This window comes from Nitrobacter sp. JJSN (assembly GCF_051912485.1).
GTDB lineage: Bacteria > Pseudomonadota > Alphaproteobacteria > Rhizobiales > Xanthobacteraceae > Nitrobacter.
This window is the reverse complement of record NZ_CP196822.1, coordinates 3,890,803-3,913,787: the sequence shown is the minus strand read 5'-3', so window position 1 is coordinate 3,913,787 and position 22,985 is coordinate 3,890,803. Positions and strand designations below refer to the sequence as shown.

Annotated in this window: 20 protein-coding genes, 4 pseudogenes and 1 riboswitch; of the genes and pseudogenes, 10 read left to right on the top strand and 14 right to left on the bottom strand. The window is 59.6% G+C overall.

Annotated features, from left to right (window positions below; genetic code table 11):
- Positions 1-5 precede the first annotated feature (5 nt).
- From paaC to fahA, 5 genes and pseudogenes are all read right to left on the bottom strand, one after another.
- Positions 6-782: a 1,2-phenylacetyl-CoA epoxidase subunit PaaC gene (gene paaC, locus ACSZOQ_RS18975; RefSeq protein ID WP_439926140.1), complete on the bottom strand. Its 777-nt coding sequence runs from the start codon at positions 780-782 to the stop codon at positions 6-8.
- A gap of 74 nt (positions 783-856) precedes the next feature.
- Positions 857-1,141 (bottom strand): 1,2-phenylacetyl-CoA epoxidase subunit PaaB, encoded by a 285-nt coding sequence (gene paaB / locus ACSZOQ_RS18970; protein WP_439923915.1) that lies wholly within the window; start codon positions 1,139-1,141, stop codon positions 857-859.
- Between the two features lie 48 nt (positions 1,142-1,189).
- Positions 1,190-2,179 (bottom strand): 1,2-phenylacetyl-CoA epoxidase subunit PaaA, encoded by a 990-nt coding sequence (gene paaA, locus ACSZOQ_RS18965; protein WP_439923914.1) that lies wholly within the window; start codon positions 2,177-2,179, stop codon positions 1,190-1,192.
- A gap of 17 nt (positions 2,180-2,196) precedes the next feature.
- A pseudogene (locus ACSZOQ_RS18960) lies at positions 2,197-2,409 on the bottom strand (3-oxoadipyl-CoA thiolase); the annotation flags it as partial.
- Positions 2,410-2,547: 138 nt separating this feature from the next.
- Positions 2,548-3,819: a fumarylacetoacetase gene (gene fahA, locus ACSZOQ_RS18955; protein ID WP_439923913.1), complete on the bottom strand. Its 1,272-nt coding sequence runs from the start codon at positions 3,817-3,819 to the stop codon at positions 2,548-2,550.
- A gap of 308 nt (positions 3,820-4,127) precedes the next feature.
- Between fahA and ACSZOQ_RS18950 the strand changes: the two genes are divergently transcribed.
- From ACSZOQ_RS18950 to ACSZOQ_RS18925, 6 genes are all read left to right on the top strand, one after another.
- Positions 4,128-5,753 carry an FAD-dependent oxidoreductase gene (locus tag ACSZOQ_RS18950; RefSeq protein WP_439923912.1) on the top strand — a complete coding sequence of 542 codons (1,626 nt, stop codon included), beginning with the start codon at positions 4,128-4,130 and terminating at the stop codon, positions 5,751-5,753.
- Positions 5,750-5,959, top strand: coding sequence for a DUF2783 domain-containing protein (locus tag ACSZOQ_RS18945; protein ID WP_439923911.1), 210 nt, complete (start codon positions 5,750-5,752; stop codon positions 5,957-5,959). The genes ACSZOQ_RS18950 and ACSZOQ_RS18945 overlap by 4 nt, the downstream gene beginning before the upstream one ends.
- 23 nt (positions 5,960-5,982) lie before the next feature.
- Positions 5,983-6,939 (top strand): MBL fold metallo-hydrolase, encoded by a 957-nt coding sequence (locus tag ACSZOQ_RS18940; protein WP_439923910.1) that lies wholly within the window; start codon positions 5,983-5,985, stop codon positions 6,937-6,939.
- A gap of 4 nt (positions 6,940-6,943) precedes the next feature.
- On the top strand, positions 6,944-8,290 hold the full coding sequence (hmgA, locus tag ACSZOQ_RS18935) for a homogentisate 1,2-dioxygenase (RefSeq protein ID WP_439923908.1): 1,347 nt from the start codon (positions 6,944-6,946) through the stop codon (positions 8,288-8,290).
- Positions 8,291-8,305: 15 nt separating this feature from the next.
- On the top strand, positions 8,306-8,950 hold the full coding sequence (gene maiA, locus ACSZOQ_RS18930; RefSeq protein WP_439923907.1) for a maleylacetoacetate isomerase: 645 nt from the start codon (positions 8,306-8,308) through the stop codon (positions 8,948-8,950).
- Between the two features lie 782 nt (positions 8,951-9,732).
- Positions 9,733-10,545 (top strand): outer membrane protein, encoded by an 813-nt coding sequence (locus tag ACSZOQ_RS18925; protein WP_439923906.1) that lies wholly within the window; start codon positions 9,733-9,735, stop codon positions 10,543-10,545.
- A gap of 83 nt (positions 10,546-10,628) precedes the next feature.
- On the opposite strand, the gene ACSZOQ_RS18920 is transcribed toward ACSZOQ_RS18925, so the two are convergent.
- A complete protein-coding gene (locus ACSZOQ_RS18920) occupies positions 10,629-11,165 on the bottom strand; it encodes a hypothetical protein (RefSeq protein ID WP_439923905.1) in 537 nt (178 codons plus the stop codon).
- A 119-nt stretch (positions 11,166-11,284) separates the two neighbouring features.
- Here ACSZOQ_RS18920 and ACSZOQ_RS18915 point away from each other — a divergent pair, with 119 nt between their 5' ends.
- A complete protein-coding gene (locus ACSZOQ_RS18915) occupies positions 11,285-11,599 on the top strand; it encodes a 1-deoxy-D-xylulose-5-phosphate synthase (RefSeq protein WP_439923904.1) in 315 nt (104 codons plus the stop codon).
- Positions 11,600-11,608: 9 nt separating this feature from the next.
- On the opposite strand, the gene ACSZOQ_RS18910 is transcribed toward ACSZOQ_RS18915, so the two are convergent.
- The 4 genes from ACSZOQ_RS18910 to ACSZOQ_RS18895 form a co-directional block, all read right to left on the bottom strand.
- Complete coding sequence (locus ACSZOQ_RS18910; protein ID WP_439923903.1) at positions 11,609-12,508, bottom strand: ABC transporter substrate-binding protein; 900 nt, start codon at positions 12,506-12,508, stop codon at positions 11,609-11,611.
- A gap of 5 nt (positions 12,509-12,513) precedes the next feature.
- Entirely contained in the window at positions 12,514-13,296 is a 783-nt protein-coding gene (locus tag ACSZOQ_RS18905) for an ABC transporter ATP-binding protein (RefSeq protein ID WP_439923902.1), read from the bottom strand.
- Positions 13,293-14,318, bottom strand: coding sequence for a FecCD family ABC transporter permease (locus ACSZOQ_RS18900; RefSeq protein WP_439923901.1), 1,026 nt, complete (start codon positions 14,316-14,318; stop codon positions 13,293-13,295). Before ACSZOQ_RS18900 ends, ACSZOQ_RS18905 begins: the two co-directional genes overlap by 4 nt.
- A gap of 112 nt (positions 14,319-14,430) precedes the next feature.
- A riboswitch (cobalamin riboswitch) is annotated at positions 14,431-14,635 on the bottom strand.
- Positions 14,636-14,710: 75 nt separating this feature from the next.
- The gene (locus tag ACSZOQ_RS18895; RefSeq protein WP_439926139.1) at positions 14,711-14,995 is read right to left on the bottom strand and encodes a hypothetical protein; all 285 of its coding nucleotides are present in this window, start codon (positions 14,993-14,995) and stop codon (positions 14,711-14,713) included.
- A gap of 362 nt (positions 14,996-15,357) precedes the next feature.
- On the opposite strand from ACSZOQ_RS18895, the gene ACSZOQ_RS18890 reads away from it, so the two are divergent.
- A complete protein-coding gene (locus ACSZOQ_RS18890) occupies positions 15,358-15,723 on the top strand; it encodes a hypothetical protein (RefSeq protein WP_439923900.1) in 366 nt (121 codons plus the stop codon).
- Positions 15,724-16,117: 394 nt separating this feature from the next.
- Here ACSZOQ_RS18890 and ACSZOQ_RS18885 read toward each other — a convergent pair.
- Both ACSZOQ_RS18885 and ACSZOQ_RS18880 read right to left on the bottom strand, forming a co-directional pair.
- A pseudogene (locus ACSZOQ_RS18885) lies at positions 16,118-17,390 on the bottom strand (epoxide hydrolase family protein).
- Positions 17,391-17,497: 107 nt separating this feature from the next.
- A pseudogene (locus tag ACSZOQ_RS18880) lies at positions 17,498-18,552 on the bottom strand (alpha/beta fold hydrolase).
- Between the two features lie 284 nt (positions 18,553-18,836).
- Between ACSZOQ_RS18880 and ACSZOQ_RS18875 the strand changes: the two are divergent.
- Positions 18,837-19,540: pseudogene (locus tag ACSZOQ_RS18875) on the top strand (type 1 glutamine amidotransferase domain-containing protein).
- Positions 19,541-19,604: 64 nt separating this feature from the next.
- Here the strand turns inward: ACSZOQ_RS18875 and ACSZOQ_RS18870 are convergent.
- Positions 19,605-20,195 carry an NADPH-dependent FMN reductase gene (locus tag ACSZOQ_RS18870; protein ID WP_439923899.1) on the bottom strand — a complete coding sequence of 197 codons (591 nt, stop codon included), beginning with the start codon at positions 20,193-20,195 and terminating at the stop codon, positions 19,605-19,607.
- Between the two features lie 73 nt (positions 20,196-20,268).
- Positions 20,269-20,919: a VOC family protein gene (locus ACSZOQ_RS18865; protein ID WP_439923898.1), complete on the bottom strand. Its 651-nt coding sequence runs from the start codon at positions 20,917-20,919 to the stop codon at positions 20,269-20,271.
- Between the two features lie 242 nt (positions 20,920-21,161).
- Here ACSZOQ_RS18865 and ACSZOQ_RS18860 point away from each other — a divergent pair, with 242 nt between their 5' ends.
- Entirely contained in the window at positions 21,162-22,919 is a 1,758-nt protein-coding gene (locus ACSZOQ_RS18860) for an MOSC domain-containing protein (RefSeq protein WP_439923897.1), read from the top strand.
- Positions 22,920-22,985: the final 66 nt, after the last annotated feature.

Below are 22,985 nucleotides of genomic sequence, written 5' to 3'. Positions count from 1 at the left end.
GGACCTCACCAGCTTGCACCGGGATAGGCGCGTTGCAGGAACTGCATGTCGGCGAGGATGTAGCCGAGATATTCCGTGTGGATGCCGCGTTTGCCGCCCTTATGGGCGAATTTGCTCTCCGGAACCGCCAACGTCGCCTCAGCGAGCACATCACGCACCGTGTTATCCCATGCGGCGCGCAGGCTTGCGGGATTCGGCGCGACGCCCGCAGCGGCAACCGCCTCGTCCTTCTCGTCGGCGATGAACATCTCACCGACATAGGGCCACAACGCGTCGAGCGCGGCCTGCATGCGGCGGTGGCTCTCGTCGGTTCCATCGCCCAGGCGCACGATCAGATTGGAAGTCCGCTCGACATGGTAGGCCACCTCCTTGCCGGCCTTGGCGGCGATCTCGGCGATCCGCCGGTCAGCCGACATCGCCAGCGCCTGAAGCAGGGCAAGGTGATAGATGTCAAACAGGAAATGCCGCATCAGCGTATGGCCGAAATCGCCGTTGGGCCGTTCGACGAGCAGCAGATTGCGGAAGTCCCAGGCATCACGCAGATAGACGAGATCGTCTGCGGTGCGGCCCTTGCCTTCCACCTCGGCGGCGAGGCCGAGCCAGAGCTGGGTCTGGCCGATCAGGTCCAGCGCCATGTTGGCCAGCGCAATGTCCTCCTCCAGCGCGGGCGAATGTCCGCACCATTCCGAATCCCGGTGCCCCAGGATCAGGGTCGTGTCTCCGATCCGCAGCAGGACTTCGAAGAAGGCATCCAGGTTCGCATCATGCGAAGGCGCACGCATTCCTTGACCTTGCGCGGCGGCCTCACGTGCGAGTTCTGCTGCGTCGGCCTGGGCGATATCGGGGAGCGATGGCATCACATATGCCCTGCTTCTTCAGGGATCTCGTAGAAAGTCGGGTGGCGGTAGACCTTCGCGTTCGCGGGATCGAACAAAGGCCCCTTGTCAGAAGGGCTAGATGCGGCGATGTCAGACGAACGCACCACCCAGATCGAAACGCCCTCGCTGCGGCGGGTATAGACGTCGCGGGCATTCAGGATCGCCATTTCGGCGTCGGCGGCGTGCAGGCTGCCCACATGACGGTGGTTCAGACCATGCTGGCCCCGAATGAACACTTCCCAGAGCGGCCATTCCTTGGACATGTTTCTCTCCCGTGACCAGGTCGGCATGAACGACGCCTGATCCGGTTGCTACCCGGTGGCGACGGCGTATTGGCGCGCGGCCTTCTTGTCGGCATGCGCCACCAGCGCCTCGCGGAACCACGCGCCATCCTCCCACGCCGTCACGCGCGCGCCGAGGCGGTCCTTGTTGCAGGCCCCGTTGCCGGCGAGCACATCGTAGAACTCGTTCCAGTCCGGCTCGGAGAAATCGTAGCCGCCTTTTTCCTCGTTCCACTTCAGGTTCGGATCGGGCACCGTCAGGCCGATGAGCTCGGCCTGCGGCACTGTCTGGTCGACGAACTTCTGGCGCAGTTCATCATTGGTGTTCATCTTGATCTTCCAGGCCATGGACTGAGCGGAATGAACCGAGTCCTTGTCCGACGGGCCGAACATCATCAGCGCCGGATACCAGAACCGGTTCAACGCATCCTGCGCCATGCGCTTCTGCTCAAGCGTGCCAGCCGCCATCTTCGTCATGATCGCGTAGCCCTGCCGCTGGTGGAAGGTCTCCTCCTTGCAAATGCGGATCATGGCGCGGCTGTAGGGGCCGAAGGAGGTGCGCTGCAGCGGCACCTGGTTCATGATCGCGGCACCATCCACCAGCCAGCCGACGGCGCCCATGTCCGCCCAGGTCAGCGTCGGATAGTTGAAGATCGAGGAGTACTTCATGTTGCCTGAATGCAGGCGCTCAATCAGTTCGTCGCGTGAAATGCCCAGCGTCTCGGCGGCACAGTAGAGGTAAAGGCCGTGGCCGGCCTCGTCCTGAACCTTGGCGAGCAGGATTGCCTTGCGCTCAAGCGTCGGCGCGCGGGTAATCCAGTTGGCTTCCGGCAATTGCCCGACGATCTCGGAATGCGCATGCTGGCCGATCTGGCGGATCAGCGTTTTGCGGTAGCCTTCCGGCATCCACTCCTTGGGTTCGATCTTCTCGCCCCGGTCGATGCGCGCCTGGAATGCGATCTCTTCCGGCGTCATTTCGTCTTTCGACTTGCCTTCCGATTTCACCAGCTGCGCGCACATGGCTCGGTTCTCCTCGCTCAGATCCGTTCCACAATAACGGCGATGCCCTGACCCACGCCGATGCACATGGTGCACAACGCAAAACATCTACGGGATCGGCGAAGCTGCTGCATGGCTGTCGTCTCGAGTCGTGCGCCCGACGTGCCCTGCGGATGGCCGAGTGCGATCAGGCCACCGTTAGGGCTCACATAGGTCGCGTCGTCCGGCAGTCCGAGATCGCGCAGCGTCGCGTCCTGACCGCATTGCAGACACATGCTTCCGGCACCAAAACTCCATTCATTGACCGATCGGACGGTTTATATCATGATTGCACTAACCTTGAAAGAGAGGGGTCCAAAAATACCGTCCGGTCACACCACCTGAGCGACCTATTCTACGGCTACGATCGAGCCCTCGACCTCGCCGAAGCCGACGCGATAGCCGTCTCCCTGACACCAGCCGCGAATGCGGAGCGAATCGCCGTCTTCAAGGAACGAACGGTGTTCGCCACCATCAAGCTCAAGCGGCATGGTCCCGTTCCAGCTCAGTTCCAACATGCTGCCGCGCTCGCTCTTTTCGGGGCCACTGATGGTGCCTGAACCCAAAAGATCGCCGACATTCATTGCGCAACCTGAAGAGGCATGATGCACGAGCTGCTGCACTGACGACCAATACATGTATTTGAAATTGGTCCGGCAGATGCTGGCCGGCTTTGCCATCTTCTCCGTTCGCAGGTCTACCGCGAGCCGTATGTCGTAATTGTTCGGTTGTACCTGGCGCAGATAAGGCAAGGGCTTCGGCTCCTGCGCCGGGCCATGAACCCGAAACGGCTCCAATGCCTCGCGCGTCACGACCCACGGGCTGATCGAGGTGCCAAACGCCTTCGCCTGAAACGGCCCCAGCGGCACGTATTCCCATTGCTGGATATCGCGCGCGCTCCAATCATTCAGCAGCGTGAAGCCGAAGATCATCTCTTCCGCTTGTCGTTCGGTCAACATCTCGCCCATCGCGGAGGCCTGCCCGATCACGATGCCCATTTCCAGTTCGAAATCGAGCCGCTGGCACGGGCCGAAGTTCGGAAGCTCCGCCGTTTGCGGCTTCAACTGCCCGCGTGGGCGGCGGATCGGCGTGCCGCTGACCACGACGGTCGATGCCCGGCCATTGTAGCCGATGGGAATATGCAGCCAGTTCGGCAGCAACGGATTGGTCTTGTCGCGGAACATGGTGCCGACATTGGTGGCGTGTTCCTTCGAAGAATAGAAGTCAGTGAAGCCCGCAACGTGGATCGGCATATACATTTGCGCGCGATTCTGAGGTGCAAGCGCGCGCATGCGCAAGTTCGCATTGTCGCGCAGCTCCGGATTATCATGACGCAGCAATTCGCTGATGCGTGCGCGCGTCTGCGACCACACCTTCGGTCCGAGCGCCATGAAGGCATTCAACGAAGGCTTTGCAAAAACTCCGCTAACCTCGTCGCCACGGATCAGACCGGCGGCTTCCAGCACGGCGAGATCGAGAATTTGACTGCCGATCGCCACGCCGACGCGCAACTCCGGCTGCTCTGGCGTGAAGAATACCCCGTAAGGCAGGTTCTGGATGGGGAAATCGGATGCCGCATCGACGTCAACGAAAGTGCGAAGCTTGGGATCGTTCGGGTGCATTTTTTCATCCGGATTGCTCTTGCTTATTAATTCTGCGGCGCTCCCGGCCCAGTTCAGCAGCGGCTTCGGGGTGTCTCGTCGAGATATTCAATGATCGCATCAACTGCGCCGGTTCACGATCAGCGCTGACCTCTGCAGCCGGTTCAGCCGAAATGGCACGAATTTGAGCAGGTCGAGCTTCGCAACGGATGCCGTGTCGGCGGCAAGATTCAGCGGCACTTTAATAGTTGCAGTTGCGACCATTTTAGCGATGGTCTAGCCTCTTGGCCAGATTTTCAATTTGCGACGGAGCTTGATCCGGAGCGACCATGTCCCAGCGGTCTGTCACGCAATTTGCTTATCGCCGGCACCCCGATCAGGAGCGCACTGAAGGCAAAGCCGCGCACCATCCAGTCATCATCGTCGGCGCCGGGCCGATTGGCCTCTCGCTCGCGATCGATTTGGCACAGCGCGGACAATCCGTCGTACTGCTTGATGATACAGACAGGATCGGTGACGGATCACGGGCGATCTGTTTTTCCAAGCGATCGCTGGAATTGTGGGATCGCCTCGGTGTCGGCGAACGAATGGTCGAAAAGGGAATTGCCTGGAAAGTCGGCAAGATATTTCTCAAGGACGAGATGGTCTATCGGTTCGATCTGTTGCCCGAAGAAGGGCACAAGATGCCGGCTTTCATCAATCTTCAACAGTACTATGCCGAAGCCTATCTGGTCGACCGCGTTCAGGAATTGCCGCTGATCGATCTGCGCTGGCGAAACAAGGTCGTTGGTCTGGAGCAGCACAACGACCACGCCGTTGTTGAGATTGAGACTCCGGACGGACGATACAAATTAAAAGCCGATTTCGTGATCGCCTGCGATGGCGCGCGATCAGCTTTGCGCGGTTTCGTGGGCGCTGAATTTTCGGGCGAATCCTTCAATGATCAATTTTTGATCGCGGACGTAAAGATGACGGCCGCGTTTCCAACCGAACGCTGGTTCTGGTTCGACCCTCCATTTCATTCTGGGCAGTCCGCGCTGCTCCACCGTCAGCCCGACGACGTGTGGCGCATAGATCTGCAACTTGGCCCAGACGCAAACCCCGCCGTTGAACGACTCCCGGAGAATGTGCGGCCGCGGGTCGAACGCATGCTGGGGCACAGCGCATTCGAATTCGAATGGATATCGATTTATAAATTTCAGTGTCGGCGCATGCAGCGGTTTATTCATGGGCGGGTTATCTTCGCAGGCGACTCCGCTCACCAGGTCTCCCCGTTTGGGGCACGGGGTGCGAATTCCGGGCTCGAGGATGCCGAAAACCTAGCCTGGAAGCTCGCCCTCGTCCTGCAGGGTAAGGCCGCGGTTTCCCTGCTCGATAGTTATGAGAGCGAGCGCAGCGCGGCGGCGGACGAAAATATTCGTGCGTCGACTCGCTCGACAGATTTCATAGCCCCCCATTCAAACCACGAACGGCGAATGCGTCATGCCGTTCTTCGACTTGCCAAGGAGGTCGGTTTCGCCAGGCGCATGGTGAACGGCGGACGGCTAGCAACGCCGTCAATATACAACACGCCATTGTCTACGAGCGATGTCGACACATGGCGTGCCGGCCCACCTCCGGGCGCGCCCATCGTGGATACGCCATTGACGGCTACGAATGACGAACGTGTTTATCTTACCGATGCTTTCAAAGCCGCCGGCGGAGATTTTGTTCTAATAAAATCTGGAAACGGATCGACTCTCGATCCGCTTGATTGTCACTGCATCGGCATAGGCCCCAATGCACCGCTGCGCGACACATCCGGACTATTTGCGAAGCGCTATGACGCGTCCGATGGATCCGCCTATTTGCTTCGACCAGATGGATACGTCGCTGCACGGTTCAGACATCCCACGTTACCTGCAGTACAAGCCGCAATCGCGCGGGCGAGTGCGCTAATCGAGGGCACGCCATGACGCTTTCGACGCAGTCCAACTTTCCCGACCCGGACGCAGCCTATCGCCTGGTCGTAGAGGCACATCGTGGTCTGAGCGATGAGCAGAGCGCGTCGCTCGATACTACCCTCGTTTTGATTCTTGCCAATCATATCGGAGATGTAGAGGTCCTTCGCGAGGCGGTTTTGCTGGCAAAACGACGCCTCGGGAATGATCCGTCCGGGTGAGCGGAGTTCGAGGACGAGAAAAAATGAGCGCCAAGGATTTCGCTTCCACGGCCGATATAGCGGAGAAGAAAATCACGTTCTCCGAAATCGGCCCCGACCTCTATGCGTTCACCGCAGAGGGCGACCCAAATACAGCGGTCATTGTCGGCGATGACGGCTGCATCGTGTTTGACGCGCAGGCGACGCCCGCGATGGCGAACAGCGTCATTGAACGCGTCAGAACCGTAACCGATAAACCCATCAAGTATGTGGTTCTATCGCATTATCATGCGGTGCGCGTTCTCGGCGCTTCTGCATATCACGCGCAGGGAATCGTCGCCTCGAAAGAAACCCACAGGCTGATCGAAGAGCGCGGCCAACAGGATTGGGATTCCGAATTCGGACGATTTCCGCGGCTATTCCGTGATGCCGAAAGCATCCCGGGGCTGACTTGGCCGACACTTACGTTCGAGACCGAGATGACAATCTATCTCGGCAAGCGTGCGGTGAGGTTGATGCATTTGGGTGCCGGCCACACATCCGGAGATATCGTGGCGTGGGTCCCCGACGCGCAGGTGATGTGCTCAGGCGATCTGATCGAATACCACTCCGCTTGCTATTGCGGAGATGCCTATTTGCGTCAATGGCCGATGACATTGAATGAAATTCGCAAATTCAATCCCAAAGCAGTCGCTCCCGGCCGCGGTAACGCTCTCAGTGGGCAGTCCATTACACGAGAGGCAATTGCGATGACTCGCGATTTCGTTACTGCATTGTATGGCTCGGCGGAATTGTCCGTCGCCAAAGGGCACAACCTGAAGGAAACGGTCGCCGCGGCACGCGAAGTCATGGACCCGAAATTCTCGAGCTTCGCCATTTATGAACACTGCCTGCCGTTTAACGTCTCTCGGGCTTTCGATGAGGCATCGGGGATCGACAATCCGGTAATCTGGACCGCGGATCGTGACCGCGAGATGTGGGCGGCGCTTCAAGGAGGATAAGGCGATGAACACCAATTTCACTCCTGTCGCCGTCAATCGCAACACTGCCAACGTGACGCCCGGCTATATGTCGGGCTTTGGCAATAGCTTCGAGACCGAAGCACTGCCGGGCGCATTGCCGATCGGTCGCAATTCACCTCAACGCTGCGCCTACGGATTGTACGCCGAACAATTGTCCGGCTCCCCGTTCACCGCGCCGCGCGGCGCCAACGAACGCTCGTGGCTTTATCGTATCCGTCCCTCGGTTCGTCATTCCGGGCGTTTCGTTAAGGCCGATGCAAGACTCTGGCGCACAGCGCCGTGCCGCGAGCATGACATGCCGATCGCGCAACTACGCTGGGACCCCACGCCGATTCCAGAGGACGAGCTGACTTTCTTGCAGAGCGTGCGAACGATAACCACCGCGGGCGACGCCGACACCCAGGCCGGCATGGCCGCGCATATCTATCTCATTACGAAATCCATGGTCGATCAGCATTTTTACAATGCCGATGGTGAGATGCTGTTCGTACCGCAGGAGGGCAGCCTTCGCTTCGTCACCGAGCTCGGCGTAATCGACACCGAGCCGGGCGAAATTGCCGTTATTCCGCGCGGCGTCAAGTTTCGCGTCGAAATTCCATCCGGCCCCGCGCGCGGCTATCTGTGCGAGAACTACGGCGGCGCATTCACGCTGCCTGAGCGGGGCCCCATCGGCGCGAATTGTCTTGCCAACTCACGCGACTTTCTCACCCCGGTCGCCGCTTATGAGGATGGCGACAAGCCAACCGAGCTGTTCGTGAAATGGGGTGGAGCGCTATGGTCTACGACTCTGCCTCACTCGCCGATTGATGTCGTGGCATGGCATGGCAACTATGCGCCCTATAAGTACGATTTAAGGAGGTTCTCGCCAATCGGCGCAATCGGCTTCGATCACCCTGATCCATCGATCTTCACCGTGCTGACATCGCCCTCAGAAATTGCCGGCACAGCGAATATCGATTTCGTGATTTTCCCGGAGCGCTGGGCGGTCGCAGAAAACACGTTCCGTCCACCTTGGTATCATATGAACATCATGTCCGAGTTTATGGGCTTGATTTACGGCGTTTACGACGCCAAGCCGCAGGGCTTCCTACCTGGCGGCATCAGCCTGCATAATTGCATGCTTCCTCACGGGCCCGACCGCGAGGCGTTCGACCATGCCAGCAATACCGAGCTCAAGCCCGTCAAGCTAACCAACACCATGGCCTTCATGTTCGAAACACGCTTCCCACAGCGCGTGACCGAATATGCCGCAACATCCGGCGCGCTGCAGGACGACTACGCGGATTGTTGGCAAGGGCTTGAACGCCGTTTCGATCCGACCAAGCCGTAAGGTGCGAACTGCGAGATGAACAACGACGACGCTTTGCTATACGGATACTTCCGATCAACCGCAGCCTACCGCGTCCGCATCGCGCTCGGACTCAAGGGATTGAGCGCGGAGACCAAATTCGTACATTTGCGCAAAGGTGAACAAAGCCAGCAGACCTACCGCGACATCAACCCGGCTGGACTGGTGCCCTATTGGATCGAAGGTGACTTTCGCCTGGCTCAGTCACTCGCGATCATTGAATATCTCGATGAAACGCACCCGGCTCCGCCGCTGCTGCCATCCAGCTCGAAAGCACGCGCTGTCGCGCGCGAAATCGCGCTGGTGGTGACAAGCGACATTCATCCCATCGGAAACCTCCGTGTTTTGAATCGGCTGGCCGAAATGGGAGTCGATGAGGCCACCCGTGCGGCATGGTCGCAGTACTGGATCAAAGCCGGATTCGACGCGATCGAAGCACGCCTTGCGCACCTGCCCGGGCCGTTTGCGCTCGGTGAACGGCCGACGGTAGCCGATATTTGCATTGTTCCGCAGGTGTTCAATGCGCGGCGCTTCGGTGTTGATCTTTCTCCATACAAACGAATCCTGGAAATCGATGCGACAGCGTCGGATCTCGAGGCATTTGCCATGGCCGAGCCAGGCCGTCAGCCCGACGCAGAATAGAATTCAGAAAGAAATCATTGGAGAACACGATACATCCCAACGACCCTCGCCTGCAGTATGAGGATCTGAGTTGCGTTTGGTGACACCCGCCTTTACAAGCGCACGCTGTTTCAATGCCAATACCAGAGATCGCACCGGCGGACGTTTGCTTGGCGCTGGAGGGGGCAGCCTATTCACAACTATGATGAACCCGAGTGGCGCGGAGGAGGTACCGGCAGAACTTTGGAGCACATGTTTTTGCAACCAAACAGGGCTAAGCCTCGCACGACTCGTTTTATTCGGTAACGGCAAAATGCGCCGTAAAGCAATCCGCGGCGATGATTTTCCGTTAAGAATGCTGTTCTTACGGTAACGAACTCCAACAATTTCAATGGCCACTCCAGACTACGAATTTGGGGGTCAGGAGTTCGAATCTCTTCGGGCGCGCCATTCAAGCCAGCCATTTTGTACCGATTAGCTGTTAGCGGCGCAGGCAAATTGCCAACCGGGTCGCCGAATTCAAAGAAACATCCGCGACATTCGATCGAATCAGGCAAACGTTTATCGTGAGATCCGACGAATGTTGCGCTTGCCGCGACCGTGATCCTGAGTCGTCGGCTTGGGTCGAGGCAATTCGCGCCCCGCCTAGGCACTTCCGGCCGCGTCAGCGCGTCTTGCGTGGTCGTCTCACGGACTATCAGCTGTGAATCCGAGTCATCGGAGTATGGGAGACGACTACAGGCAGCGCTATGATTCGAATAGTTGCAGAGGAAACGAATCATTCCAAAAAGGGGGCGAAGCCAATGTCGTTAGGAGATCAATCTTGCAAACCGGGACTCGCAGGCATCTTGTTGCTGGCGCTGTGCTCTACAGGAGCACTGGCGGCTGACGTTGGTGGAGGCGCGCCGGCGCGCGGCACCTACGTCGGTGTTTTCGGCGGCGGTGGCGTCGGCAGCACGGGAAGCATCACCCAATCCGGAACCGCCTTTTTTATAGAGGCCGAGGGAGGCCCGCTCAGTGTCCACGCCAACGGGCGGTCCGACAGCAGCGGTGTCGGGCTCGTCGGTCTGCAGGTCGGTCATGAATGGTCGTATGGCTCAAGCTTGATGCCTGCTCTCGAGGTCGAAGGTTTTTATCTGGCCGGCAAGCAGCGTGCGACGCTGAACAATCCCACCGATCGGCTTTCAGAACATACGTTTGACGATACCTTTCCGATGAACAATGCCGTTCTTCTGGCGAATGTGGTTCTCAGCTTTCCCACGTCCTATCAGAGCGTGACGCCGTACATCGGCGGCGGGATCGGGGCCGCCCGTATCTCAATCAAAGGCGCGGATTCGACTCAGACCAGCCCGCTGGAATTGGGCATCAACCATTTCAACTCGGGCGCAGACTCCTCCTCCTGGGGTTTCGCTGCCCAAGCGAAGGCAGGTGTTCGCGTCGCCCTTGGCAGCAACGCTTACGTGTTTGCCGAGTACCGCTACTTGTTCGTCGACACCACCGATCAGACATTCGGCCCCACCGTGTATCCTACACATGCTGCCACTACCAACTGGACAGTTCGTTTCTCTGACATGTCGCACCAACTGGCGGTCGGCGGCATCGGGTTTAGATTCTGACCTGATGGATTGATGGGACGTTCGCTTTTCCAGATTGATCAACCGCGCGGATGGTTGCAGCACCATTCTGCAAAGCCTAGCTGTCACTGTCGGCAGCTTCCGCTTCGCAGCGATTTGGTCGGTCTGGAAACGAGCGGGTCGAACGCCTTTGCCTGTCCCTTGTCGTATTCGAGTCGGAAATACGCGGCCGCGCCATCGCAAGTTAGAATGGCGCGTTCGTAGAAGATACGGGCGCCTTTTGCGCCCGACCATACCGCCCATTTCGCCTGTTGCTTCTGATAGGTAATGCTCCAGCCATTGGAGCGGTCCTGATCGGAACGCCCCTTGGTCTCCGCCGCAAAATTTCCGTCGGTCAGATAGCTGCCCCAAACGCTCAGTTGCGCAGTACGGTCTGACGATAACGAGATGCCGCCGTCGCCGTTCTCCGATTCCTTGACTTCGGAAAAGCCTGGGGGAAGGTCGATCCAATACTGGAACCGCACATTGCCATAGCGCGCCCAGTCAGCTGCGACGGCCGGCAACGACAATGCTGACAGGGCGATCAGCACGCGGATGACCCGTCCCATTGCCTTAAGCGGCGGCCAGCAGGAGAGGTCTGTCCTGCGCATTGCTTCGCTCATGGTTCGACTCCAACTCCGGCCGAATTCTGCGCTGCTTGAAGGGCTTGCAGAGAAAATGAAACAGACCCCTGAACTGCCACACTGTTGCAATGCTAGAGATCGCATACGATCATGTACCCATGCCAAAAACCCGTATCATGTACATCGAAAATAAGTCGGGCTCCCTTAACGGTCCTGCCAGAATTGGCCGCGTCACTTTCTCAAAGACGGGCAGATCTATCCGCTATAACGGGCGGACGTTCCAGAGTCTGAAGGGCAGCGGCTTTAAAGCCAACTACTTCGACATTGATACCGGCGAAAGGTTTTGGATATCTGGACCTAGGAAAGACGGAAAGGACCGTCTTTATTCTGAAAGTACCCAAGCCGTGGAAATCGACAACGATGTGGCAGAAGAATACTGGCATCAAATCAGAGAAATGACTCGACCTGATTGAATCTGGAGACTAGCCCCCGACCCGCTTCAGTTCCGCGACCAGCCGGTCCAGCGCATCGGCAAGCATCGGCCCGCCGCATACCGTGAAGTCTTCGGGAATCACGATGCGCCGCGACGGCGGATACAGCTTTTCCAGCGCCGGGTGCAACAGCAACGCACTGCCTTCGTCCTCCGCGACGTCGCGGCCCTCGGATATCAGGATAAAGTCCGGCCGATCTGCAACAATGGTTTCAAGCTTGGCAAACCCGCCCGAGCTGATGTCAATGCCCGACGCGGCATTCGACAACCCGGTGATCGAGAGCAGTGCGCCGGTGACACTGTCATCGCCCGACACCCAGCCGCGTCGCGACAGCGCCAGAACCCGATAGGACTTTCGCGCCACCGCTTCCCTCGCGCGGGCAATCGCGGCATCCAGCCGCGCGACCTGGGCTTCCGCGCGATCCGGATGCCCGACAAGATCGCCCATCCGGCGAATTTGGCCTTTCACGTCGTCGATCGATTTTGCGATATCGAATTCGGCGATCCTCATTCCTTGCTGCTTCAGCAATTCGCGCGTCGTACGCTTCATATAAAGGCTGGCGACGACAAGGTCCGGCCTGAGCATCAGCACATCCTCCGCCTCGCCGGAAAGCCGCCGATATTTCGTCGCCTCAGCAGCCGCCCAGGAGCGCGCGGCATCGCGCGCATAAGGGCTGAGGCCGAGGATCTGGGAGGGATCGGCAAGCGTCATCAGAAGCTGATCGGTGCAGACGTTGATCGAGGCGACGCGCGGCAGATCGGCGGCCTGCGCCTGCGTGACGACCCCCACGCTCAATGCCAGAACGGCCGCGGCAAGACCGCCCATTCTTCGGTCGATGATGCAGGACCGGGCCCCCGCGCCGAGACGCTGCAACCGCGCAAAGAACGCCATCGCGATCAAACCTCCGCCCACGGCACGATAACGGTTTCACGTTGATAGTCGGCCCGATAGGTTCTGACGCGAAAGACATCGGCTATGACCGCCTCCGAAAGCGCGGCGGCAGGCGGCCCCTGCGACACCAGGCGCCCGTCGGACAGCACGAGAACGATATCCGCAAACCGCGCCGCGAGCCCGAGATCGTGCGTCACCACGATGACCAGCGTTCCGCTGTTGGCCGCGGTCCGCAGCCTGGTCATGATCTCGATCTGATAGCGCGGATCGAGCGATGCGGTCGGCTCGTCGGCCAGCAGCACCGGCGCTTCCACGGCCAGCACCCGCGCCAGCGCCACCCGGCCGCGCTCGCCGCCGGACAATTCCGTCACGCGACGATCGCTTAAACTGACCACGTCGGTCGCCTGCATCGCCCGCATCACCGCCGCGGCATCCTTCTCCGTCAGCCGCGCCGGATCGACCGCGCCATGCGGGTAACGTCCCAGCGCCACGATATCCTTCGCCGGCAACGGCCAATGCACCTGATGGCCCTGCGGCAGGTAGGCGAAACGGCGCGCGCGCTCTTGAAGGGCGAGCGATGACAGCGCGTCGCCGCAAACCTCGATCGTCCCTTTCGATGGCAAGAGGCCCGCCAGCGCCCGCAACAATGTGGTCTTGCCGGCGCCATTCGGCCCGAGCAGCGCGACAAGGTGCCCGCTCGAGAGCGCCAGCGAAATATCACTCAGGACAACGCGCCCTCCGAGATCCACCGACAGCGACGATGCGACGAGAATGGCGGCTTCGCTCATGCGACGCCTCCGCTCAGCGCGCGCCGCTCACGCACGATCAGATACAGAAAGAACGGCACGCCGATCAGCGCGGTCAGCACCCCCACCTTGATGTCCGAGGTCGAGGGAATGACGCGCACCGCGATATCGGCCGCAAGCAGCAGCGCCGCACCGGTCAGCGCACTTGGCACCAAGAGCCGCGCCGGGTCGTAGCCGATCAGGGGTCGCATCAGATGTGGCGCAACCAGGCCGATGAAGCCGATGGCGCCGGCCACGGCAACCGCGCCACCGACGCCGAGCGCAACGCCGAGAATCGCCCACAGCCGTAACCGGCCGACATTGACGCCCAGGCTCTGCGCGGATTCCTCACCAAGACTGAGCGCGCGAAACGCATGGCGCTGGCTCATCAGGATCGCTGCTCCCGCGATGATGAATGGTAGCGCCAGCATCACGTGGCGAAAGCTGCGGTCCTCCAGCGACCCCAGCAGCCAGAATGCAATCTCCAACGCGGCGAACGGATTGCGCGACAGGTTCATGGTCAGCGATGTCGCCGCGCCGGCAAGCGACGAGATCGCGAGCCCCGCAAGGATCAGGATCAGCAGGCTCGCACTACGTCCCGCAACCGCGAGCAGCACAAACACCGAAGCGAATGCCATGACGATGGCCGCGACCGGCAGAGCGAAGGAACGTACGTCGGCTAATCCGAGCGCGATGATCAGCACTGCGCCGAACGCCGCCGCCTGCGGCGCGCCGAACAGCGAGGGAGACGCGAGGGGGTTGCGCAGCAATCCCTGCAAGGCCGCACCCGACAAACCGAGAATGGCGCCGATGGCAACCCCGAGGATTGCGCGCGGCAAGCGGATCTCCTGCACGATGATCCGCTGGACGTCGCTGCCTCCGCCGAACAAGGCATCGAGAACAGCCACCGGCGACAACCTCACAGGGCCCACCCCCAGCGACACCAGCGTCAGCACCGCGACCGCCGCACACAGCGTGACCGTCACGACCGTTCGCTGGCGATCCGCCATACCTGTCGTCACCATCTGGCGTTGAAAGATGTAGCGTTGAAAGCCGAGCAAATCGCGGGGTCGGCCGGCCCGGCAGCACATTTCAGGAGATCCATGACGACCCTTTCCGCCGACCCACCGTCGCGCGCGGTAGCATGCATCACCGGCCGGTCTCCTGGCTCACGGCCGTTATCCGGATCCGCCTTCCCGCACATGCATGGCATGTCCAGTGGCCGAATAGATGCGGATGGCCGCTTACAGTTGCGGGGGCAGCCGCGGCATTGGGGGCAGTAGCCCCGCACCGCATTCCCATTTCACCTCCCTCGGGAGGCACCAATGACATCCCAAACAAGCATAGCGGAACACCCTGTGCAACCCGCGAACGCGTTCCCGGCGTTGCCGCGACATACCGCGAGCATGCGATGACATCAGAGCCGCGCGAGATACCGCGGCAGCTCCTGCTCGAATTCAGGGAAGTATCGTGAAATCACGGAAATATCGAAGCGAGCGAGGATCGACTCCTTGGGCTCCCGGTCGAGCAAGAAGCGAAAGGCGGCTTCGAGGCAGCGCTCTGGCGGATGCTTGCCGGCTGTCAGCTGCCTGCTCTTCGCTTCAGACATGGTGACGCGGTGACGGGTCTCGCCCTTTCCTTCGCGGACCACGACCTCGAAATCGAGTGGGTCGCCCTCACCGATGCGCTGAACTTCGATCATACGGTCACTCCCATTTTCAACAAGTCGGTGGTTTCCTGCCGCACCGCGTACATCGCCTTTTTGCCGATAGCGGTTAAGCGTCATCTCGTTGCGTTGCGAGACATTTTTAAATGCTTCTCAACCGGCCGGCTCGTATCAGCATTGACTCCGAATGTGCCGCGCTTCAGTAACGAGGGTCTTGCATCGCTCCCGTGTTATCCAGCGGTCGCGATTTGAGGCCCGCGAACATTCACTTGTCCGGCGGATCAATCCCAGTTATGGCGTCGCCAGGCGTAATCGACAGCTTGTCGCGATACACGACAGGACAGCAAATTCGCAGCGCCGGGCGCAAGCCGAATTGGTACAGGAGCTAAAGAAGATCGATGATCGACGACGATGAATTCAACACCTTCGTAATCGACTCGTTGCGTCGTGCCTTGGAGCACGGAGGCGAGGCATTCAATCGGGCGATGGAGAAAGACGATACGCTTCTTCAGCAAAGTTTTGACCGGTGCAGCATTGTATTTGCGTTATGGCCTGACGCCAAAGCTAAATGCGGCTTTGCGATGATGCCCGTGAAGCGCGAAGCGCCGCCGGACCCGCGCAACGTCGTGGGTGACGTAATGCCATGCCCGACCCGAGAGGCGGCGTTAGCCTTGCAGGAGCGGTTTGGCCATCCATCACTGAAAGACGAATTTCAGCATTTCGAGGTGGATGGCGCGATTCCGTTTCTGAGCCGCTTGAACTGAGCGCGCGTATTACTGGCGGAGAGAATTTCCAAATCAGTATACCGCCCTCAGTCGCAGCCGCTCGCCGGAAATCAAGAAAGACCTGCGGCCTCGCCTTATAGCGAGGTCCGAGTTTTGAACGTCAAGGTGGTTGCCGTTACTGAGCGCGAGGTCTTCTGCGAAGAAGGTTCCCGCAAGTCTTGCCGACGTCGCCAATCTTGTCAGCGTATTGGAGCACCCGCAGCTTGCACATCGCGCCTGAACTTGTGCAACCCGGTCATACTCCCTGCCCTTGAGGCTCTTGAGGCTTGAAGAGAAAGGATGTCTCGCAGGTCCTTGCATTCCTACAGTCTGGACGAGAACATACTGTGGTGCTTGCCTTGAATTTCTCTCAGAGAGCAACCGAGAGCACTCGTCAAATCGTTCGGCGGAGCGATCGAAGTGCGGCGCGCATCTCGGAGCAAAACAGCGCGGGTTGCTCCCAAGCGGCGAAATGACCACCTTTGTCGAGCTTGTTATAATGAATGAGCTTGGGATACGCCCGCTCTGCCCAGCTGCGCTGGGGCCGCATAGATTTCGTTGGGGAAGGCGCTCACGGCCACCGGGATCGTGACGCCTCTGACGTCGAAAAAACCTCCTCCCGTCGAAATCTGCGCGGTGTCCCAATCGAGCCGCGCCGAGGAGATTGCGGTGTTGGTCAGCCAGTAGAGCGTGACGTTGTCGAGGACGTCGTCCCTGGCCAGCCCCTCTGTCTTTCCATCAAAGATGCGTGAGATCATGCGGTAACTGCGGATGTCGTGATCAAGCATCCACGCGGCGAGGCCGACGGGCGAATCCGCAATACCGTAAAGTGTCTGGGGCCGGTTTGACATTTCCTGGGCGCAGGCCAGACCATGCTTGTAGAAATCATCGAGTTGGTCCCAAGCATGTTTTTCATCGGCCGAGAGGCCGGCCGGCGGCGGGCCCCCAACCGCAAGAGCTTTTGAAACATCGGCTGGAACGGTGGCCGCCATATTGGTGTGAATGCCGAGCAATCCCGCCGGCTGCTGTAGCGCCATCACCTCTGAAACAGCATTTCCCCAATCCCCACCCTGCGCCACATAACGTGTGTAGCCCAGGCGTTGCATCAACGTCGCCCACGCGCGAGCAATACTGACGGGCGTCCACCCGGGCGCAGTCGGCTTACCAGAAAAGCCGTGACCTGGTAGCGAGGGGATCACCAGATGGAATGCATCCGATGCGGTGGCCCCGTGCGCCGTGGGATTGGTCAGTGGATCGATAATCTTCATCTGCTCGATGATCGAACCGGGCCAACCGTGGGTCACGATCATCGGCAGCGCATTGTCATGTTTCGAGCGAACGTGAATGAAATGAATGTCGAGTCCGTCGATCTCGGTGACGAACTGCGGCAATGCCATGAGCCGCGCTTCCACCTTCCGCCAGTCGTAGTCCGTCCGCCAATACTGCGCGAGTTGTTGAACTGTCCTCAGCTGTACCCCCTGGGACGGATCGGCGACCGTTTCGCGGTCTGGCCAGCGGGTCATCATCAGGCGTTCGCGGAGGTTGACGAGCATCTCCCTGGAGACGTCAATGTGAAAAGGACGAATGGTTGTTTTTTCCGCTGCCAGAGCCGGATGCGTCGAGAGGAGGCTGGCCGCACTTGCGGACACCACGCCGGTCGCAGCCATGTTGAGGAATTGGCGACGATCCTGGTGGCGCTCGAAATCGGCCGCCGCTTTGCTCGAAGGATGAGCGAGATGTGCCATGCCACTTGCTCCTGATCCAGATTGAGGGGTTAGCTCTTGCTGACGTCGATGACGGCCTGGGCAAAGGCGGCCGGGGCCTCCTGAGGCAAATTGTGACCGACGCCGCCCTGCACGAGGCGGTGCAGGTACTTGCCAGAGAATTTTTTGGCATAAGCGGCGGGGTCCGGATGCGGTGCGCCGTTTTCATCCCCTTCAAGAGTGATGGTCGGCACACCGATCTGCGGCGCAGCGGCCAGCTTCGCTTCCAGCTCATCCAGGCCTGGATCGCCTTGAGCTAAACCGAGGCGCCATCGGTAGTTATGGATCACGATATCGACATGATCCGGATTATCGAAAGCTGTCGCACTGCGAGCGAACGTCGCGTCGTCGAACTCCCACTTCGGGGACGCAAGTTTCCATATCAGCTGAGCAAACTCGCGACGCCACTTGGAGTAACCCTCGCGGCCACGTTCCGTGGCAAAATAGAATTGGTACCACCACTGAAGCTCGGCCTTCGGAGGCAGGGGCATCTTTCCCGCTTCCTGGCTTCCAATGAGGTAGCCGCTCACCGAGACGATGCCCTTGACCCGATCGGCCAGAGCGCGGCGACAATGTCGGCGGTGCGCGCTCCCCAATCGAAGCCAGCGATGGTCGCCCGCTTGATGTTGAGCGCATCCATCAGGGCAATCGTGTCGACGGCCAAAGCAGACGGCTGACCCGTCCTCAGGGTTTCGCTCGACAGGAAGGTCGTCGAACCGTAACCCCGCGCATAGGGAACAATGACTCGAAAACCCGCTAACGCCAGTCGCGGAGTGACCTCACCGAAGGCGTGAATGTCATATGGCCAGCCATGCAACAAAATAACCGCCGGTCCATCGACGGGGCCGGCTTCAACATATCCGACGTTGAGGACTCCGGCATCGATCTGCTTCAAGGGCGAAAACGAACCCCCGCCCTCGGATTGCGCCAGTTTGATGTTTCCGTCGAGAACCAGCTCCGCGTCAGCAGCTTGAACCGGTGATAGTTGCGTCGTCGCTAACGCGCCGGCGGCCACCCCAAGAAATCGTCGTCGACCGAAGATGTTCAGGCGGTTATTCCCAATCATGTGCGTTACCTTTTCGTTCGGGCTCCTCGTCTCGCAGAACTGGAGTCACGACTTGAAAGCATCTCCGCCACCGCGTCAGAATCATTGAACGTTGGAAAGATGCCGCTTACAGCGAGTAATTGACGCTCAGGGTATGAGTGAGCATCACGCTCTCAGTCCGGAAAAGGCATCACGTTATCGTGAGCTTCGAGATCGCCTCGGCAACAAGCCGCAAAGGGATGAGATATTCCCGCGAATACTTCGGTGTCGTGCTTTACTCAGTGACCGCAACGAAGGAGACCGTCATGAAGGTGCTGATGGTAATCACATCACACGACCAACTGGGTAACACCGGACGGAAGACGGGCTTCTGGCTCGAGGAGCTCGCAGCGCCCTATTACGTTTTCAAGGATGCCGGCGTTGAGATTACACTCGCCTCACCCAAGGGCGGACGACCGCCGCTTGATCCCAAGAGCAATGAGCCTGACTCCCGCACCGACCTTACGCTCCGGTTCGAAAACGACGCGGCCGCGGAAGCTCAGCTCGACAAAACAGTTCGTCTGGACAGTGTCAGGCAGGAAGATTTCGACACGGTGTTCTACCCGGGCGGCCATGGTCCGATGTGGATCTCGCCGAAGACAAGCACTCCATAAAGTTGATCGAGTCTTTCCTGGCCGCCGGCAAACCGATCGGCACCGTGTGCCATTCCACGGGCGCGTTGCATCACGTCAAGACGCCGGACGGCAAGCCGCTAGTGCAGGGCAAGGAAGTTACCGGCTTCACCAAAGGCGAAGAAGAAGCGGTGGACCCACCAACGTGGTGCCCTTCCTCGTCGAAGACGAGATTCTGAAGCTTGGCCATCTTTTCGAAGACAGCAAACTGGACGTCTCACGTTGTTAGCGACGGCCTACTGATCACCGGACAGAACCCGCATTCCTCAGGCCCAGCCGCAGAGGCTCTGATGGTGGCGGTGAAGACGAAGTCGCCTGTCATCGCGCGAGCCTCGTGAATCGGATATCGCCAAGCCACCGCAAACTGTCTATCGATTCGACCGCCGTCCCGACAATCAGCGATCAATACGGCGGCTCCTTGCGTTGTCGCTGCATCTTTGCCGCTTCGACCCACCACATCAGATCGTCGGCAAAGCGCGGAAACGCCCTTTCGAGGGCCTCGCCGCCGGCACCTATCGGGGCACCATCAGCCGCGAGGGTCTGCGCGATGGGACCAACCGCAATTGTGCTTGAAACCACGACCATCCCCATCTCGGAAAGAGTGCCGTGCCAAGCGGTTGCAGCCCGTGCGCCGGAGAAGCGTCCTGCCGAATAGCTCGCGATCGCAGCGGGCCGCCAAAACCACTCCTCGAGAAAATGATCGGTCAGATTTTTCAGTCCGGGCTGGATACCCCAATTATATTCGCCCGTGACGAATACGAAGCCGTCGGCATGGCGAATCTTGTTCGCCAACCGCTGAAGCTGCTCGGGCGCTCCTCCCGGCGGATATTCTTTATACATTCTGTCGAGCATCGGAAGATTGACCGCCTTGGCGTCGATCAGTTCGACGACTTCGCCTCGGCGCCGCAACCGCTCAATGACGAATTCGGCGAGGCGAATGCCCATCCGGTCGGAACGATAGGAACCGTAAAAAACCAGGATTTGATGGCTCATTGCTATCCTCAGCGGCCAAACTCACGCAGCCGCTGGTCAGTTGGTCATCGATAAGCCAGAGCTTATGCGGGCTTCATGATGGCAGCGGTTTGGCGGCCTGCTCGCGAACGATATACTCGGCGTACCAGTCCGGCCAGTTCGCATCATGCCCGCCTGCTCGTTTCTCATGCTCGCCATGCGCGATCGCAGCGCGCCGCAGCGCAGCCGCGAGCCCTGCTGCCGAGGTAAAGATCGTGTTACCCTCGACTCGACCCGGAAGCCGCGTGGTAATTTCCTGGAGCATCCAACCGTTGCCGTCTGGATCGTTGAACGAGGCCAGCGAGAGGTAGCTGCGGCGTTCAGGATCCGGACCACTGAGGCGGACACTGCCGAACAAATGAGGCTCGTCGGCTCCGGTATGCACGTCGCCACCGCCATGAAATGGCTCGCTGACCTTCACGCCGCGGCTGAGCAGTTCCTTGCACGCAGCCTCGATGTCAGCGACGACCAGGTATAGTCCCCTGGCGGAGCCCGGTGCCGCCGCAGTGACATTCGTGCCGAAGATAATCGAAGCTCCAGAACCAGGGGGCGTGAACTGTATAACGCGGAAACCATCGTCGAAGATGAAATCAGCGTCGAGCCTCCACCCCAGATCGCCGTAGAACTGCTTAGAGCGATCCACGTTCGAAACAGGGATCACGATAACCTCGAGCTTCATATCGAGTGTTGAAGAAGTTTTGGTCATGATTGCCTCCTGATGCTCAACTCAACGTGAACGTAGAACTCTAGCGGACCCCTCATGCAATGATATGACCCGGCTCTTCCGAAGGTCGAATGAAAAAGTGCACCCAACATCACACGCTAATGATAGAGGCACGCGATGCGAAAACTGCCACGGGAGGGATGAAGCCATGGCTCGTGCCTCGGAGCTTGTGCTCGGGGAAATCGACCTCGTTTCCAGATCGCGTTGAATTATCGGGATCCGTGATGGGACGCTTGCTTTCAGTCAATGTTGGCCGGCCGCAGGACATCACCTGGCAAGGCAGGACGGTCCATACCGGCATTTGGAAGGCGCCGGTCACCGGTCCGCGCATGGTGCGCCGGCTCAATATAGACGGCGACGGACAAGGCGACTTGAATGGCCACGGCGGCGAACGCCGTGCCGTATTTGTCTATCAAATGGATTCCTATCGGTACTGGCAGAACCATCTTGGGCGGAATGACTTCACTTATGGGCAGTTCGGGGAGAACTTCACTGTCGATGGCCTGCCAGATGCCGAAGTGTGCATCGGAGATCGGTACCGGATCGGCGGCGCATTGTTCGAGGTGACGCAGCCGCGCGTCACCTGTTACCGGCTAGGCATCCGTATGAACGAACCGGAAATGGCCGCGCTGGTGGTGAAGCACGGCAGACCCGGATTCTATTTCCGTGTGCTGGAGGAAGGAGAAGTGGAGGCAGGCAACGAAATTACGCAGGTCATCTCCGGTCCCGAACGCATGAGCGTGTCCGAGATTGACGCGCTGCTTTACAAGCCGGGACATCCCCGCGATCAGCTGGAGCGCGCGCTGCGCATACCAGTGCTGAGCGCCGGATGGCGTCATTCCCTCGAGGCGTTGCTCACCCAAGAGCGCAAGGGGGACGTGACGATAGGAAACGCCGGACTAACAGCATCCGTCTCGCCGCCGGCGTGGCGTGGATTCCGCCGGTTTCGCCTGTCAAACAAGGTACGCGAAAGCGACGACGTGACTTCGCTGCTGCTGGAACCCACGGATAGAAGCCCCGTCGCCGCAGCGCTCCCCGGACAGTTCGTTGTCCTGCGATTCGAGCCCGCCTCTTCGCCCGCATTGATGCGCAGCTATTCGCTGTCAGGGGAGCCCGGTGCCTCCTCCTATCGCGTGAGTGTCAAGCGGGAAGCCTATGGCGCGGCGAGCTCTTACGTTAACGACGAGCTGCGAGTTGGCGACATCCTACAGGCCAGCGCTGCGCGCGGCAGTTTCACATTACAGCCGGGCGATGCGCCTGTTGTATTGTTGAGTGCGGGGATTGGCGTGACGCCGGTGCTCGCGATGCTTCACGCGCTGGTTGCCGAAGCATCAACGCGGGAGATCTGGTGGCTATACGGTACCCGAAACGGCCGCGAACATCCGTTTGCCGACGAAACGCGCAGGCTGCTTGCAGCGCTTCCCCATCGCCACAGCCACATTTGCTACAGCTCGCCCGATCCCGAGGATCGACGCAATGTAGATTTCGACGATACCGGGCGCCTGAATGTACGAGTCCTTCAGGAACTCAACATACCGCGTAATAGCGATTGCTATATCTGCGGACCCTCCACCTTCATGAGCGATCTGACCGCCGGGCTCAAAGAATTGGGCGTCCAGCCGGATCGCATCCACACCGAAACGTTTGGTGCCGGTCTGTCGATCACCCCCGGCATTGCTGCTTCGCCGCGCCGGCTGCCGCATTTACCCGCAGGTCCTCCGGGCTCAGGACCAATGGTTTCGTTTGCCCGTACCGGACTCAATGTCCGCTGGGCGTCATCGTTCAAGAGTTTGCTCGAGCTGGCCGAGGCTTGCGACGTACCTGTGCGGTTCGCGTGTCGAACCGGGGTCTGTCACACCTGCGAGTCTGGCCTTGTGGCAGGCGCGGTCGGTTACCGCCCGGACCCGATCGATGCCCCGACGGAAGGGAATGTACTGATCTGCTGCGCGCAACCTTCAGGTGATGTCGTGATCGATTTGTGACGGTGTACGAGCTCACAGAGTTGCCGCACACGACGTCGATTATATCAGGGTATCAGCGGAATTATC

Bases quoted from the DNA above. Each gene is read 5' to 3' on its own strand.
- ACSZOQ_RS18895 (WP_439926139.1), bottom strand. From the start codon at position 14,995: ATGATCGAAGTTCAGCGCATCGGTGAGGGCGACCCACTCGATTTCGAG.
- paaB (WP_439923915.1), bottom strand. From the start codon at position 1,141: ATGTCCAAGGAATGGCCGCTCTGGGAAGTGTTCATTCGGGGCCAGCAT.
- ACSZOQ_RS18865 (WP_439923898.1), bottom strand. From the start codon at position 20,919: ATGACCAAAACTTCTTCAACACTCGATATGAAGCTCGAGGTTATCGTG.
- paaA (WP_439923914.1), bottom strand. From the start codon at position 2,179: ATGTGCGCGCAGCTGGTGAAATCGGAAGGCAAGTCGAAAGACGAAATG.
- ACSZOQ_RS18900 (WP_439923901.1), bottom strand. From the start codon at position 14,318: ATGGTGACGACAGGTATGGCGGATCGCCAGCGAACGGTCGTGACGGTC.
- ACSZOQ_RS18870 (WP_439923899.1), bottom strand. From the start codon at position 20,195: ATGAGCCATCAAATCCTGGTTTTTTACGGTTCCTATCGTTCCGACCGG.
- ACSZOQ_RS18925 (WP_439923906.1), top strand. From the start codon at position 9,733: ATGTCGTTAGGAGATCAATCTTGCAAACCGGGACTCGCAGGCATCTTG.
- ACSZOQ_RS18905 (WP_439923902.1), bottom strand. From the start codon at position 13,296: ATGAGCGAAGCCGCCATTCTCGTCGCATCGTCGCTGTCGGTGGATCTC.
- ACSZOQ_RS18940 (WP_439923910.1), top strand. From the start codon at position 5,983: ATGAGCGCCAAGGATTTCGCTTCCACGGCCGATATAGCGGAGAAGAAA.
- maiA (WP_439923907.1), top strand. From the start codon at position 8,306: ATGAACAACGACGACGCTTTGCTATACGGATACTTCCGATCAACCGCA.
- ACSZOQ_RS18920 (WP_439923905.1), bottom strand. From the start codon at position 11,165: ATGAGCGAAGCAATGCGCAGGACAGACCTCTCCTGCTGGCCGCCGCTT.
- paaC (WP_439926140.1), bottom strand. From the start codon at position 782: ATGCGTGCGCCTTCGCATGATGCGAACCTGGATGCCTTCTTCGAAGTC.
- fahA (WP_439923913.1), bottom strand. From the start codon at position 3,819: ATGCACCCGAACGATCCCAAGCTTCGCACTTTCGTTGACGTCGATGCG.
- ACSZOQ_RS18950 (WP_439923912.1), top strand. From the start codon at position 4,128: ATGTCCCAGCGGTCTGTCACGCAATTTGCTTATCGCCGGCACCCCGAT.
- ACSZOQ_RS18915 (WP_439923904.1), top strand. From the start codon at position 11,285: ATGCCAAAAACCCGTATCATGTACATCGAAAATAAGTCGGGCTCCCTT.
- hmgA (WP_439923908.1), top strand. From the start codon at position 6,944: ATGAACACCAATTTCACTCCTGTCGCCGTCAATCGCAACACTGCCAAC.
- ACSZOQ_RS18890 (WP_439923900.1), top strand. From the start codon at position 15,358: ATGATCGACGACGATGAATTCAACACCTTCGTAATCGACTCGTTGCGT.
- ACSZOQ_RS18860 (WP_439923897.1), top strand. From the start codon at position 21,162: ATGGGACGCTTGCTTTCAGTCAATGTTGGCCGGCCGCAGGACATCACC.
- ACSZOQ_RS18945 (WP_439923911.1), top strand. From the start codon at position 5,750: ATGACGCTTTCGACGCAGTCCAACTTTCCCGACCCGGACGCAGCCTAT.
- ACSZOQ_RS18910 (WP_439923903.1), bottom strand. From the start codon at position 12,508: ATGGCGTTCTTTGCGCGGTTGCAGCGTCTCGGCGCGGGGGCCCGGTCC.